The sequence below is a fragment of the Alkalihalophilus lindianensis genome (assembly GCF_032843265.1).
In the GTDB taxonomy this organism is placed as follows: Bacteria; Bacillota; Bacilli; order Bacillales; family Bacillaceae_D; genus Alkalihalophilus; species Alkalihalophilus lindianensis.
This window is the reverse complement of the sequence record NZ_JAWJBA010000001.1, coordinates 1-13,800: the sequence shown is the minus strand read 5'-3', so window position 1 is coordinate 13,800 and position 13,800 is coordinate 1. Positions and strand designations below refer to the sequence as shown.

The following is a 13,800-nucleotide window of genomic DNA, read 5'->3' as shown; positions in this document are numbered from 1 at the left end:
TTCTCCCATTATTACCCTACCATAATTCAGCCTATTTATGGGTTTATTTCCCATATCCCCCTCCTTTCTTTTGTACTTGGTACGTAAATAAAGCTTAACGACTATTACTCGTTAAGCTCAGCCAAAGTTACTTCTTGCGGTATAAGTACATGGTAAGTGGTGCGAAGATCGCCATGATCAGGATGGAGACAAATAGAACCCATCCAATTTGTTCAAGTGTTGCGGTACCGTGCATCAATCCACGAACAGCCGTTACAAGAAGCGAGATCGGGTTGACGTCAACGAATTTTTCCAACCAGCCTGGCAGCGTCTCCGGGTCAACGAACACATTACTGACAAATGTCAGCGGAAAGAGCACCATCATGCTCACCATCATCAGTGATTTTTCAGAGCGCATGATGATTCCAAGTGTCGTCCAGATCCATGATAAGCTAAAGCAGAAAAATAAGATTAAGGCTACTGCTTCAATGACTCCGATAAACCCACCATCTGGTCGAAATCCGAGCAGAAGACCAAGTCCAATCATGATCGCTGATGCAATTGAGTAACGAACAGCATCAACGAGCAATGCGCCAACTAATGCAGATGGGAGCCAAATCGGTAACGTACGAAAACGATCAAATATCCCTTTTCGAATATCATTGTTCAAGTCGAGCCCTGTATACATCGTAATTTGTGAAACAGTCATGACGAGAATACCTGGAAGGAGGAATTGCAAATACTCACTCGTCGATCCCGCAATCGCACCACCAAATAAATACGTAAACATTAATAGAAAAATAATCGGAAAGACAGTCACATCAAATAGCTGCTCAGGGATATGTTTAATCCGAAGCATAGCCCGTGATGCGAATGTGAGGGATGAAGATAAGGCACTCGGGCGATCCGGACGCTTACTTGAGGCAATCGCATCAAGTAATTTAGCATCGGCACCGTTTTGTTCTTTTGGCTCTGTCATTTGATTTGTCATCATCGTGTCTCCTCACTTGCTTGTGCTACATCTGCTGGCTGATCCGTTAACGTCAGGAATACCTCATCAAGACTAGGCTGACCGAGTGAGAAGTTATCTACCCCAATCTTCTCTTTCGCTAGTTCTCCAAGGGCCTCGGCTGCTAATGAAGCATCAGCCACTTGGGCGGTAAGAGAAGCGGCATCGCCAGCAGGTGAAACGGCTACCTCGAGCTTTTGTGTGAGAACGTCAATCGCTCTTGGGCGATCTTCAGGATTAAGAAGCGATACATTCAATGTCCCCGTACCGACTGATGCCTTTAAATCATTGCTCGTTCCTTCAGCAATAATCTTCCCTTTATTAATCACCGCAATGCGATCAGCTAATTGGTCTGCTTCCTCTAAATATTGCGTCGTCAGTAACACCGTCGTACCGGCATTAACTAAGGCGCGGACAATATCCCACACTTGATTTCGGCTGCGCGGGTCTAATCCGGTCGTTGGCTCATCAAGGAATAAGAGCTCTGGTGTCACCACGATACTGGCGGCAATATCAATACGACGACGCATGCCACCCGAATAGGTTTTCACTTGTCTCTTTGCTGCTTCTTTAAGACTAAAAGCACTAAGTAATTCATTAGCTCTCCCTTTCGCCTCTTTTTTCGAATAACCCATTAACCTGGCAATCATCACGAGATTCTCAATTCCAGTTAAATCTTCATCAATCGACGCATATTGACCAGTCAAGCTGATTCGACTTTTGACGGCGTCCATTTCTTTAACCAGATCATGACCAAAAATACGTGCTGTTCCCTCGTCTGGCTGCAGTAATGTGGCAAGCATGCGAATCGTCGTGGTCTTCCCTGCCCCATTCGGCCCTAGAAAGCCATAGACCGTACCTCTTGGAATCGATAAATCAACACCATCAACTGCACGATGGTCACCGAATACTTTCACAAGCCCCTTCGCTTCCACTGCCAAATTGGTGGATTGTTCTACCTGTTGTTCATTCATATAGCTCACCCTCTCAAATTAACTCACTAATTAAACCATACTTGATTTATGTAATAACATCATATCATCCTTATGCTAACCTGCTTTGTCTACACCATGAAGAGTCTAATAATACAAAGTACTTTTTATGATGGGAATTGCTTCATCTCTTCGTCATCATTTTAAACACATGATATATACTACATCCGCAAAAAAGTAATAGAAGAATGAACCCACCATAGAAAACGAAAAAATCCATAGAACCTTGCCCCCCCTGATGCGGAAACTACACTTTATTCACTTCACATTCATAAGAAAAGAGCGTGTTTGTTCCAATGCCTCTTCCTCCGTAACATACTCATTGTTATAGGCTAACGAATAACCACCATTTAAAGAAATACTATGTATTGTAAATGTCGTATCTTCTTGAATAGCCACTTCAACTCCTTCCAGTTCCGTAACCTGCTGAGCGGTCGTAGTTGTCATCCCATTCATGCCATAAGTGATCATGAAAGCAACGTCGCCCTCAAAAGGTCCGTACACTTTTTTCGCATGATGTTGTTCCTCCCACTCCGCAACATTGCTCGGCTTTTGAAAATAATCGATGACCTCACTTGTTCGCCCATCTGCATATTGGACATCAATGCTCCTCACACTGCCATCATCACCATACTGGACGTACACATAAGAAACGTCAAGCTGTTCAAATTCAGGTAGATAAAGTACTTCACCTGTTTCTTCATAAATCATATCCACTACATCTTTCTGTGTCATTGTTGACTGCGTTGCAGATGAACAACCCGCAACTACCAAGAACAGCATCACCCTAAAGGCGATCCAAACCCCCTTCAACCTCTCCACCTCCAATCTATATCCTCCCTATTATATGTAAAGCACCTAATACCACTGCTAGGCAGGAAACAGCCACCGCAACACGATAAAATGTGATTACTTTTGGATTTCGATTATCCAATTGTAATTGAAAAACAGAAAAGAACATTGTAAGTCCTAGTAGAAAGGGGAAGATTGTCACTCTACCCGTAAAACCTGCCCAAATCACCATACATGTGGATAGGATCGTCATGATCAACAATGCGATTTTCAAATGTGATTTCATTCATTCATCCCCCCATAACAAAACCAATCCACCGTTCTTTTTTAAATTGGTTGTACGTATAAAACTGTTCGGTGAATGAGCTATATTATTTATTCAATTTAGGTAGTATCGCCTTTAACTCCTTCAAATCATCGATTACAAAATCAGCCTGAGACAATTCATCTTCTCTTGCAAAACCAAAATGACACCCTATCGATAATAACCCATTATCCTTTGCAGCCTGGATATCAGATAAGCGATCACCTACAACAGCCGCATTGGTTAGACCATATTTCCTTATTATACTTTGCACTAAGTCTGATTTATTCAAAGTTTCAATTTGTTGTATACTAAATGTTTCAGTCACCCAATTATCCAAATGATAGTAACCAACAATCGCTACTAAATAGTCCGTTAATCCATTACTCGCTATGTAAATAGAGCAATTATTCTCCTTTAAGAAACTGAAAACTTCCTCTACATTAGGATATAAGGCACCTTTTCCCCTTCTTATATTGTCGACTAACCTTTCTAAAAAGTAACCATCTGTGTGTTCTCTATCTTCTATAGAATGATGAGGCAATAACGTTTCCCATACTTTAGGTAAGGGCACACCCATGATTTCACGGTATTTTTCAATAGGCGTTTCCGCATCCCATTTATTTAATGATCGTAAATGATTAAAAGTATCATCAAGTGATAATTCCAATATTTTATCTGTTTGAAAAAGTGTTCCATCCATATCAAAGATAATTGCTTGAGACATTTTCTTTCTCTCCCTTTATCGTATTTCTGTTTCTTTTGCTACTTCGTAGTTAATGACTGACCTAGCCATCTACATTTTGTGCATTAAAATGAAAGCTTCTATAAAACAGTTTAATTTGTTCAAGAACAAAATAACCTAACACACCACCGACCGTATTCAAGATCAAGTCATCGACATTAAAAGTTCGTGCAAATATAACTCCGGAATAACTTAATACTAGTTGTACGATCTCTAACAAAAAACTAACAAGAAAAATAATAGCAGTTGCTCTTTTCAAGCTGTTAACCTTATATATAGATAGATAGACGCCCAACGGTAATAACAGTAGCATGTTATAAAAAGATAATTTAACTGCATTCCAAAAGAACCAACTATTACCCGAATGATATTGACTATAATGATACTGACTAATTAAATCACCTACAAAATAAAAGGGGATCAGTTGCACATTCCATTCCCAGCTCCAATAACTTTCAGGTAGGGGTGGAATATGGAGATGACCAATGACTTGCTGTAATACGTTTAATGCGTAGATTAAAAAGCTTAAATGAATGAACATTTTTATAAAGATATTCATTTTTTGTAATTTATTTGTGGACACATATATTCTCCTTCTGACAAGCAAAATGACCTTGCCACTTTTGAAGCAAAGCACGATGCGCTAGCTTCCTCCCCTCCCCCTCTAAAATGAGCTTGTTATAAAATACGAACTGTAGGACATACATCTACTCACATACTTTCGCCTTCGAACTCGACTGATACACACCTAATTATTTTAACATAAAATTCCATAAGTTCTTCTATTTTTTATAATAACCAAGCAAGGTAGTAAAACCAGAATAGCCGGGATTGTTTTGGTAAAAATAAATCTAATTATACTTGAGGATGATGGTACATGAAGAAACTTCAATTGCTGCTCATTACATGTAGCCTATTTATTTGTGGGCTCAGTGATGAATCTGTGTACGCTATTAAATATGAGGAAACTCAACCGATAGAGATACCTTATGCTGAAATTGGTTTTACAACGGTTGAAGAAGCTGTAAAAGAATTTGAACACTATTATCAACAAGACTTGAAACTACCTCTTAAAGTCCCTCCTTTACCTTTCACCCATCACTTTGGTCGGTTTACGGATCTAGATGGCGTTGCGAATGATGCGTTTGAATTGGAGTTTATCAATGAAGAATCTCCTGAAAGTCATTACATCCTCAATGTTCGGCCGGTTCAATATAAAATTCCGATCAAAGCTAAATACACTCTTAAAACGTATAAACTTAAAAATGGAGAGGAGGCCACACTCATAAACATCGCTGACTCGTTCGTGGCACTCGTCTTTGAAAGAGATAATTGGCAATACATGCTTAGTATTGATAAAAGAATTACTGATAAGGTCACTCCAAAGATATTAGTTGATATTGCCAATTCGATTGATTACCTAGGGGAAACGAAGCAGCCATAGTCTCTTTATTAAAAAGACTCATACAAACGAATAACGGCTTGTGCTGAATCTAAGAGTTCTTCTATCAAATTCTCTGGTGTGATCACTCTGATTTGATTTCCAAATCCTAAAATATATTCAATCGCTTCTTGTTTGTCATTGAACGTTAACGAAACGTGAGTCCAGCCTTCTTTAGAGATCTGTTTGGTGTCAATTGAATGGATGAATTTGGATGTAAACGTCATGCGGGGGATCATTGTAGACTTCACTTCCACTCCAACGACATATTCAGGTAACCGACGAATAAAGTCTGTCTTAGACTCCTCCCAGTAGTTGATTAAATGAAAGTTTGTCGGTCTTTTAAAGGCTTCGTCTAAAATCGTAGCAGAGACTATTCGTGATACCCTATAATTACGAAAATGGTTCTCATGTTTAGCGATTAGGTACCACTTGTTACTTTTAGCGACTAAGCCTAATGGTTCAACCGTTCTCTCACTCTCTTGATCATTTAGTTTCTTATAAACAATGGTTGACTTCCTATTTTCAAGAACTGCTTGTTGAACGATCTCTAAGTACGTGGTATCCTCGCGAGATTCTCTCCACGTCCCTGTATCTATGTAGATTCTTTCCCAAAAGATTCTTGTTTTAACGGTGTCGCTCTCAGGTAAAGAAGAGAGAAGTTTTTCTCGAATATCAATGGTTCCCTTGTTGATGCCTAAGTCTTTTAATACTTTATCTGAAGGAGAAGCGATCAGTGCATGAATCTCTTCTGGCTTCAAATAAGATAGATTGGTTTTAAAGCTTTCTAATATCGTCCATCCTCCATGCTTGCCTCTTAGTGCATATACTGGGATTCCAGCTAAACTTAATGCGTCCATATCCCTAAGAATGGTTCTGCGCGAGACATTCAGCTCGTCGGCTAATCTTTCCGTTGTCACTATATCTCTATTTTGCAAAAGGAACATGATATTCAGTAATCTTTCCGCACGCATCGAATCACCTCGTTGATTATCTTAACCTATTTTATATCAGCTTAATATGACATAGGTTGTCATATTAACGTTCTATAATCAGGTTATACTGAAAAAGAGGTGAAGATATGAGTCAAGAGAGAAATGTTGTATTATTTATTGCTACGAGTCTAGATGGGTACATTGCTACAGAAGAAGAAAGATTAGATTGGCTATTTGAGGTAGAGGGAGAAGGAGATAATGGGATCTCAGATTTTTATAAAACCGTCGATACGGTTTTAATGGGGAGAAAGACATACGATTGGATCATTAATGCAGACAGTATAGATGAATACCCCTATAAGGATAAACATAGTTTCGTCTTTACACGATCTACAATCGACGATAATGATCATACACATTTTATCAATCATGATGTAGAAGCTTTCGTGCGAAGTTTAAAAAGAAAGCAAGGAAAAAACATATGGCTATTAGGTGGCGGGCAGCTAGTGACCACATGTATCGAAAAAGATTTGGTCGATGAAATCATCATCACTGTAGCACCAAAGATCATTGGGTCAGGCATTCCACTCTTTATTAAAGGAAAGTATAAAGTGAACCTCTCCTTAGAAGGGGTACAGACTTTTAATCAGTTCGTCGAATTACATTATAAAGTAAGGAGAGATTGATGATGGGTTAGAATATGAGTAGCTATTTGCTCATCTGTGCAGCTTTGCTTCCTGTAGAAGCATTGCTGCATAGTTTGATTTTAGTTTTTTAAAAGCTCCTATCTCTACAAACTCCTCAATTCCTTAAGCAGTTTGAAAATTCTCAAGCTAACCGAGCGTTATCTTTTTAAAATAGCCTTTTCCCATGACCAAGAAGAATAAATGCTCTTACAAAGATTAAATTCCCCTTACATTAATAAAAGCTGTTTTCGAATAAATTGTTGCTTTCTTGACCATACTATTAAAAGGTTGATATAATGGGGTTTAAGGAGGCGTTCAAGTATGTGGAAAGATGTTTATGAAGATTTCAGCGAATTAACTAAATCTGAGCAAATGGCGTTATTTAAAGCGATGAAACAGGACTTGGTTCCAGATGAACCAGACAAAATTACGAAACTACTCAAAAGCATTCGTGAAGCCCGATTTGCTTCTGGTTTAGGTTGTGTTCATTGTGGAAGCACATCGGTAAAACGGAACGGAAAATATCGTTCCAGACAACGCTATCTATGTAATGATTGCGGAAAGTCTTTCAATGATATGACTAATACGCCATTTTCAGGCTCTCGCTACCCTGAAAAGTGGGTGAAATACATTGAACTAATGGTCGAGGGTTATACCTTGCCAAAAATCGCTGAACGCTTGAACATTCATATCTCTACCGCATTCTATTGGAGACATAAAATCTTGAACGCATTAGGCAGTCTTGGATTTAACCAATTGCAAGGTATCATTGAAAGTGACGAAACCTTCTTTCGTGAGTCTATGAAAGGCAGAGAAATTATCCACAGAAAACCCAAGAAGCGTGGTGAAAAAGACGAGAAAAGAGGTATTTCTAACCTTAAAATTGCTGTTGTAGTAGCACAAGACCGTAATGGTAGTGTGATTGCTCGAATGGCAGGTACAGGTCGTGTAAGAGCCGAAGAAATTGATACTGTGATAGGTGAGTATATTCACCCATCTGCTTTGTTATGTACGGATACAGCAACGAATTATAAAAAGTTCGCTAAGATAAAAGGATTACAGCACGAAACGGTCAACGAACGCCTAAAACAGCGTGTAAAGAAAGGTATCTATCACATTCAGCACGTCAATAACTTTCACAATCGCTTGAAAACTTGGATGGAAAGATTTCAAGGAGTTGCAACAAAATACTTGGACAACTATCTCTACTGGTTTCGTTGGCTTGATATTGGGAAGAACTTAGCATTTGAAAAACGAGTGGAGCAAATGCTTATTTCAGCGTGTCAAAAATCAAATCATACAACCGTTAAGATACTTAGAACTGCATAATAAAAGACCTCAGACAGAGGTCGTAATTGATTTGATTACATACTGCTAATCAAGGAAATCAAAAGCCACAAAAATATTATGGATAAAGACAATAGAATTACAACTAACACAAGAACTTTGAATTTTCTTTTGAAAGTGTAAAAAATTGCAATGATTAGTCCACAAATTGGTATTCCTAACCAAACAATGTCTTGTAATAGTTCGCTCCTTGACCCTATAACTCCGAGTATGTTTGTAAAGAAAAATACATACCAAAGAAGTTGTAGATACAAGCCCAATTTTAATAAACCCTCAAAACCTTTCAATAAAACACCCCCAAAAAGTAACATTTACAGTGATAATGATATTTTACCAGAGATATATTGTATTACAAATTTTAATTTTATATTTAAAAGCAACAATCCTTTAGAAAACAGCCTTAATAAAAAAGAGTGTAATCCCTCTTTATTGAAAGATCACACTCGATACTTAAACCTCACTAAATTCACTTAGAAAACCAATATTCACGTTCAGTCTCTATTTCTTCAGATTAATTTTCCTCATCATTTTCAACCACATGTTTAAGGATCGATAACTTGTTATTCCAAAATTGTTCATAATATGAAAGCCATTGCTTTACTTCTGTTAACGGTTCTGGATGCAACTGATATATTTTTTCTCTACCGACTTTTTTTCCACTGATCAAATCTGCCTCTGAAAGAACTTTTAGATGTTTGGCTATAGCTGTACGACTTATTGAAAAATGAGAAGTTATTTCTGAGATAGCTAGTTCTTTGTTGGCAAGCAACCGGAGAACCTTTCTTCTCGTAGGGTCAGCAATTGCTTGAAACACATCATGCTTTTCTGCCGCCACTTATTCTTCCACAACCTTTCGAAGGTCCTCGACTATTCCACCCCAACCATAATCCATTCTTTCTCGTACAACTGCACTTTTCTCGTTTGCTTTTGGAAGAACAGTATCTGGAGATTTCCAGCCACTATGGATAAGAGTAAATTCCGTTTTTCCTCCACTTTCTTTAAGTAAAAAAGAAACTACCCAACCTTCTGTATCCCATGAAAACGAAATTTTATACGGTTCATCTACCTCTAATACTTTGCAGGGAGATGGTCCAAATGGAGACTGTATATGGAATTCATGCCCTACTCTAGGTTCGAAATCATTCGGCATGAACCATGAGGCAATTCCTTCAGAAGTCGATACTGTATTCCATACTTTTTGTATAGGTGCTTCAAACGTGATTGTTTGCTTAATATCTTGTAATGTTTCCATGTTATAATCTCCTTTTCAAAATATATAACCATTTGGTTTCGTATTTGATCATATAACACCAAATGGTTTCATGTCAACATTTTATCTTGCTTTATTAGTTTCCTCAATACTTTCACAACCTATGGTGAATTCATTTAAGAAGTAATATATTATTTCTTAAATGATAACCCTTCTTCTTCTAATTTAAAGTTCTCATAAGTATCTATTAAACAAACCTGCTCATTCCTTCCACAACAATGGAAACTCCATTGAAACAGTTCAAATGTTGATGCTACCCGTTTGTTTAATAAGTAAAAGAGAGGTCACAAAGACCTCCCTCAACTATTGATTTTTCTTAACAGGAACCTAATTGATCTCTTCATCCAAATTGTTCTCGATATAGCTTACCGCTTCATTCATATTTTTAGGATATGTATATAAAAGTAGAAATTGTACAACTCTTGTTATACATTCTTCCCCGTAGTTGAACTGAATGTAATAAAAAGGTGTAACAAAATTCAGTTACACCTTTTACCATATTTACAATTTTACCTTTATAAATTTGCGTTTCCCAACTTGTACAACTAATCCATCGGTAATAGTAATTTTGAATCCTGTATCTTCTATTTTTTCTCCATTTATTTTTATTCCTCTATTATCAATCATTCGTCGAGCCGCACCTTTAGAACTGAACATTTGCAACTCAACTAAAAATTCAATTATTGGCATTTCCTTATTACCCTTCCATTCAATCACTGGCATCTCATCAGGTACTTGCCCCTGTTGAAAAACTGCGACGAAATGCTGCTCTGCTTTTTTTGCCGCTTCTTCACCGTGATACATTCTTACAATTGTTTTTCCTAAGAGCATTTTAGCATCTCTTGGATGTAGTGCACCTAGTTCTAGGTCTCTTTTTATAGTTGCCATTTGTTCTGGTGAGAAGTCAGTAATAAGTTCGAAGTATTTATTCATTAATTCATCCGGAATCGACATCGCTTTTCCGTACATTTCTTGAGGACTTTCATCAATACCAATGTAATTTTTCTTTGATTTAGACATCTTTTCTACACCATCAAGTCCTTCCAATAATGGCATTAGCATGGCTACTTGTTTTTCTTTTCTAGACTTCTCTTGAAAATGTCTTCCCATTAGAATATTAAAATGCTGGTCTGTTCCGCCAAGTTCAATATCACATTCTAATACAACGGAATCGTAACCTTGCATTAATGGGTAGAAAAATTCGTGCAGTGAAATTGGCTTACCAAGTGCGGTTCTTTCTTCAAAATCGTCCCTTTCCATTAATCTTGCCACTGTTATTTTTCCTGCTAATTGAATCACATCTTCAAAGCTTAACTGTGATAGCCACTTTGAATTATAATGAAGTTCAATTTTATCCATATCCATCACTTTTCCAAACTGTTCAAAGTATGTTTTGGCATTGTGTTTTACTTCTTCATCAGTTAGTGGCTTTCTAGCAGCGGACTTTCCTGTTGGGTCTCCAATCTTTCCAGTGAAATCCCCAATCAGTAATTGGATAACATGTCCATTCTCTAGAAACTGTCTCATTTTCTTTAAAACGACGGTATGACCAAGATGTACGTCTGGAGCTGAAGGGTCTAATCCTAACTTTATTTTCAGTGGTCGATCTTCCAAAATAGATTTTGCGACTTTCATTTCTAATTCTTCCACTGGAATTATATCTTGCACACCTTGCGTGTAGATAGCCATCTGTCTCTTTACTTCTGTAACTTGTTCTGCTGTTAATTGTTCTATTACTTCATTCATTTTTCATTCCTCCTAAATATAATAAAAAAACCACATCCCTAATATGAAGGGACGTGGTTTTGCACGCGGTACCACCCTTGTTGAAGACTTAATCTCTTCCACTTAACGATTAACGGCTCGTCCGTCTTTGCTATCTATAACTCACAAAGAAAAGCTCAGGGAATGTAATTCGTGTTATCTTTGTGTCGATTCGCAGCAACCACCGACTCTCTGAAAACAGGGAGATAACGACTACTAGATTTCCCGTCAATGCTTATATAATATTTATTTAATAATTCAAAAATGATTTTCTTTGATTATTCTTCTTAATAAAGCAGAAATGTTCTTCTGCTCATTTACAGAAAGATTGGAAGCAATTTCAACTTCACCCTGATGGAACTTCGGATATAAATCTTCCATAATTCTTCTACCTTTATCGGTTATTGTGACATAAGTAATTCTCCTGTCCCTATTGTCTACTTTCCGATAACATAGTTCCTTTCGTTCCAAGGTTTTTGTAATATTACTTATCGTTGCCTTTGTTACTCCAGCTGACCCTGCTAACTTTTTGGTTTCTACTTGATTTCCTATCCATAAATCATAAAGCAATGAAAAGGATGTCCAAGATAGACCATACTCTGACAAAACCTCTCGCTCCATTTTGTTTTTTAATCCCTGTGCAATTCGATAGACATTTGTTACAACAGCGATTGCATCCAAATTCAATGATTCCATTGGTAATTTCGTTAACAGGTTAATTGTGTCCACTTCTTCAGGGAGTAGTTTCCCTTCTTCATTAAATGAATGAATAATGCTCCCCCCTTAAATTTTCATAATCGTTAGCTATGAAACGATTATAATAAAAAAAATAATGAAATGCAACAAAGCAATTACAATAAAATATAATTTATGTTTTCTTCTACAAAACTGCTTCGTTAGCATAATAAGTAGTGCGCTGACCTTTTTTAAATCTACGTATGGGTTAGTTGAATACTTCAAATACATCATTATAATAATTCTATAAGCCGTCTACAAATGATATTAATTCCACTATTTGTAGTATCAATAATAACACCCGCACTGTTTTCTAATAATGGTAAAACGTTTTTATAGCTATCTATTACCTCAGCCTTTTCCTCTGGACTTTTGCCATAATTATGAGACGTTCTATTATTTATTCGATCAATCATTACCTTAAGTTCAGCCTTAAGTAGAACAACATTATCAAAGTAATCATAAAATTTACTCTGATTTGAATAACACCCTGACATAAATAAATGGGATTTTTTGTGCTTCTCTATCATTTGAGTTATTTTTTCTTCATCCCAAACTCTTTCTTCTATCTCACCATTTTTTACTACCTTTATGTAGCCATAGTCTGTATCGACTACATTATATCCCTCTCTTTCTAATTGTTTTAATACACTTGATTTACCTACTCCAGATAAGCCTGTAACAAATATTATTGCCATAGAAAGCCCTCCTTTTTATAGATTTGTGCACTACCAATTATAAATAAAACCCACTCGTTACAGCACTTAAGATATATGTTTTATTTTTTAAAAAAGAAAGATCTATATGATTTATATAACCTAAATGAGGAGCAGATGATACAAGTGTCCAACTACATTCTCTCATTACAGAAAGAGAAGACTATTGCTCCTTCTCTAAAAAAAAGATCCTCAGCATAAGCCTCACAAACACTAGAAAACAGGCTGCAGAGCGACTCGCAGCCTGTTTCCCCCCTCCCCTATACTCTTGTAATTCGTTTTATTTTGAAACTCCCCGTTAGCTCCCCAACTTGAGCAGCAGCTTGTCCCATTATTGTCTCTAAAATATAAATAGGGAAAATTCTAAAGGAACACTAGATCGCAGCGGACATAGGATCTTTTTCCCTAGTGGATTGTCCTCGAAATACTGTTAAGTTATACTCCCGTTAGATGAATAGCAACTATGTATTACGATTTATTTTTTTTATTTACACGATGTTCTATTCCAAAATAAACGACGGCAATAAGAAACAGGATAGTTGAAAGCAATAAAAATATGCCACTCCATTCGCCTTTAAATATAGTTACATTTACAAGGGTGATTGTATGCATTAAAGCAACGATAATAAACAATATAGTATATGTTTTCAAGAACATACACCTCCAATTACTGTAAAGAATTTATATTCTTTTGTTCAACTTTCCTGCTCTAATAGTTCAACATTTTCTGTCAACCTCATTTTTTAGCCACTTTTCTTCTACTTGGTATCTATTTAGGGTTTCAGTAATAGCATCTTTAACTACCCTTGGATATTCGTTTTGTAATTCCTGCTTCAACTCTTTAATATCAACTCTCAATACTTCTATCGCTCTAACTTTTTCTTCTTTAGACATATATTCATATACTTTTCTCAAAGTACACCTCACTATAGCAAAACTTCTTTAGTCTATAGTATTTACATCAACAACGATAGAAACCCCCATTAAAAGAGTTCCTTAACTATTGCACCCTTTAGTTCAATAAGGTATAGTTTTATTCTTCTTCCATACATAATACTGAGACATCTTTCCAGCCATAAGCAACA

The 13,800-nt window shown here is 36.9% G+C and carries 16 protein-coding genes and 1 other annotated feature; of the genes, 3 read left to right on the top strand and 13 right to left on the bottom strand.

Annotated elements, in window-relative coordinates:
* Positions 1-127: 127 nt before the first annotated feature.
* From RYX56_RS00080 to RYX56_RS00055, 6 genes are all read right to left on the bottom strand, one after another.
* Entirely contained in the window at positions 128-970 is an 843-nt protein-coding gene (locus RYX56_RS00080; protein WP_317121278.1) for an ABC transporter permease, read from the bottom strand.
* Positions 970-1,962, bottom strand: coding sequence for an ATP-binding cassette domain-containing protein (locus RYX56_RS00075; protein ID WP_317120101.1), 993 nt, complete (start codon positions 1,960-1,962; stop codon positions 970-972). Before RYX56_RS00075 ends, RYX56_RS00080 begins: the two co-directional genes overlap by 1 nt.
* 276 nt (positions 1,963-2,238) lie before the next feature.
* Positions 2,239-2,793 (bottom strand): hypothetical protein, encoded by a 555-nt coding sequence (locus RYX56_RS00070; RefSeq protein ID WP_317120100.1) that lies wholly within the window; start codon positions 2,791-2,793, stop codon positions 2,239-2,241.
* A 16-nt stretch (positions 2,794-2,809) separates the two neighbouring features.
* On the bottom strand, positions 2,810-3,058 hold the full coding sequence (locus RYX56_RS00065) for a hypothetical protein (RefSeq protein WP_317120099.1): 249 nt from the start codon (positions 3,056-3,058) through the stop codon (positions 2,810-2,812).
* Between the two features lie 85 nt (positions 3,059-3,143).
* The gene (locus RYX56_RS00060) at positions 3,144-3,803 is read right to left on the bottom strand and encodes an HAD family hydrolase (RefSeq protein WP_317120098.1); all 660 of its coding nucleotides are present in this window, start codon (positions 3,801-3,803) and stop codon (positions 3,144-3,146) included.
* Positions 3,804-3,864: 61 nt separating this feature from the next.
* Complete coding sequence (locus tag RYX56_RS00055) at positions 3,865-4,404, bottom strand: VanZ family protein (protein ID WP_317120097.1); 540 nt, start codon at positions 4,402-4,404, stop codon at positions 3,865-3,867.
* 294 nt (positions 4,405-4,698) lie between these two features.
* Between RYX56_RS00055 and RYX56_RS00050 the strand changes: the two genes are divergently transcribed.
* Positions 4,699-5,265: a hypothetical protein gene (locus RYX56_RS00050; protein ID WP_317120096.1), complete on the top strand. Its 567-nt coding sequence runs from the start codon at positions 4,699-4,701 to the stop codon at positions 5,263-5,265.
* Between the two features lie 8 nt (positions 5,266-5,273).
* Here RYX56_RS00050 and RYX56_RS00045 read toward each other — a convergent pair whose 3' ends face one another.
* Entirely contained in the window at positions 5,274-6,236 is a 963-nt protein-coding gene (locus tag RYX56_RS00045; RefSeq protein ID WP_317120095.1) for a helix-turn-helix transcriptional regulator, read from the bottom strand.
* Between the two features lie 107 nt (positions 6,237-6,343).
* Between RYX56_RS00045 and RYX56_RS00040 the strand changes: the two genes are divergently transcribed.
* Complete coding sequence (locus RYX56_RS00040) at positions 6,344-6,883, top strand: dihydrofolate reductase family protein (protein WP_317120094.1); 540 nt, start codon at positions 6,344-6,346, stop codon at positions 6,881-6,883.
* Positions 6,884-7,204: 321 nt separating this feature from the next.
* Positions 7,205-8,212 (top strand): IS1595 family transposase, encoded by a 1,008-nt coding sequence (locus tag RYX56_RS00035; RefSeq protein ID WP_317120093.1) that lies wholly within the window; start codon positions 7,205-7,207, stop codon positions 8,210-8,212.
* 529 nt (positions 8,213-8,741) lie between these two features.
* Here RYX56_RS00035 and RYX56_RS00030 read toward each other — a convergent pair.
* The 6 genes from RYX56_RS00030 to RYX56_RS00005 all read right to left on the bottom strand — a co-directional run bounded on the left by RYX56_RS00030 (position 8,742) and on the right by RYX56_RS00005 (position 13,630).
* Positions 8,742-9,065 carry an ArsR/SmtB family transcription factor gene (locus RYX56_RS00030; protein WP_317120092.1) on the bottom strand — a complete coding sequence of 108 codons (324 nt, stop codon included), beginning with the start codon at positions 9,063-9,065 and terminating at the stop codon, positions 8,742-8,744.
* Positions 9,066-9,482, bottom strand: a complete 417-nt coding sequence (locus tag RYX56_RS00025; protein WP_317120091.1) for an SRPBCC family protein — start codon at positions 9,480-9,482, stop codon at positions 9,066-9,068. It lies immediately after the preceding gene.
* Positions 9,483-10,001: 519 nt separating this feature from the next.
* Positions 10,002-11,246: a tyrosine--tRNA ligase gene (tyrS, locus tag RYX56_RS00020; protein WP_317120090.1), complete on the bottom strand. Its 1,245-nt coding sequence runs from the start codon at positions 11,244-11,246 to the stop codon at positions 10,002-10,004.
* Between the two features lie 44 nt (positions 11,247-11,290).
* Positions 11,291-11,505, bottom strand: a binding site (T-box leader).
* A 17-nt stretch (positions 11,506-11,522) separates the two neighbouring features.
* A complete protein-coding gene (locus RYX56_RS00015; protein WP_317120089.1) occupies positions 11,523-11,960 on the bottom strand; it encodes a MarR family winged helix-turn-helix transcriptional regulator in 438 nt (145 codons plus the stop codon).
* A 272-nt stretch (positions 11,961-12,232) separates the two neighbouring features.
* Positions 12,233-12,697 (bottom strand): AAA family ATPase, encoded by a 465-nt coding sequence (locus RYX56_RS00010; protein WP_317120088.1) that lies wholly within the window; start codon positions 12,695-12,697, stop codon positions 12,233-12,235.
* A 735-nt stretch (positions 12,698-13,432) separates the two neighbouring features.
* Positions 13,433-13,630, bottom strand: a complete 198-nt coding sequence (locus RYX56_RS00005; RefSeq protein ID WP_317120087.1) for a hypothetical protein — start codon at positions 13,628-13,630, stop codon at positions 13,433-13,435.
* Positions 13,631-13,800: the final 170 nt, after the last annotated feature.

What these genes read in the sequence shown, in the direction of transcription:
- RYX56_RS00010 (WP_317120088.1), bottom strand. Translation starts at nt 12,697, where the DNA reads ATGGCAATAATATTTGTTACAGGCTTATCTGGAGTAGGTAAATCAAGT.
- RYX56_RS00050 (WP_317120096.1), top strand. Translation starts at nt 4,699, where the DNA reads ATGAAGAAACTTCAATTGCTGCTCATTACATGTAGCCTATTTATTTGT.
- RYX56_RS00015 (WP_317120089.1), bottom strand. Translation starts at nt 11,960, where the DNA reads ATGGAATCATTGAATTTGGATGCAATCGCTGTTGTAACAAATGTCTAT.
- RYX56_RS00040 (WP_317120094.1), top strand. Translation starts at nt 6,344, where the DNA reads ATGAGTCAAGAGAGAAATGTTGTATTATTTATTGCTACGAGTCTAGAT.
- RYX56_RS00045 (WP_317120095.1), bottom strand. Translation starts at nt 6,236, where the DNA reads ATGCGTGCGGAAAGATTACTGAATATCATGTTCCTTTTGCAAAATAGA.
- RYX56_RS00065 (WP_317120099.1), bottom strand. Translation starts at nt 3,058, where the DNA reads ATGAAATCACATTTGAAAATCGCATTGTTGATCATGACGATCCTATCC.
- RYX56_RS00080 (WP_317121278.1), bottom strand. Translation starts at nt 970, where the DNA reads ATGACAAATCAAATGACAGAGCCAAAAGAACAAAACGGTGCCGATGCT.
- RYX56_RS00035 (WP_317120093.1), top strand. Translation starts at nt 7,205, where the DNA reads ATGTGGAAAGATGTTTATGAAGATTTCAGCGAATTAACTAAATCTGAG.
- RYX56_RS00060 (WP_317120098.1), bottom strand. Translation starts at nt 3,803, where the DNA reads ATGTCTCAAGCAATTATCTTTGATATGGATGGAACACTTTTTCAAACA.
- tyrS (WP_317120090.1), bottom strand. Translation starts at nt 11,246, where the DNA reads ATGAATGAAGTAATAGAACAATTAACAGCAGAACAAGTTACAGAAGTA.
- RYX56_RS00025 (WP_317120091.1), bottom strand. Translation starts at nt 9,482, where the DNA reads ATGGAAACATTACAAGATATTAAGCAAACAATCACGTTTGAAGCACCT.
- RYX56_RS00075 (WP_317120101.1), bottom strand. Translation starts at nt 1,962, where the DNA reads ATGAATGAACAACAGGTAGAACAATCCACCAATTTGGCAGTGGAAGCG.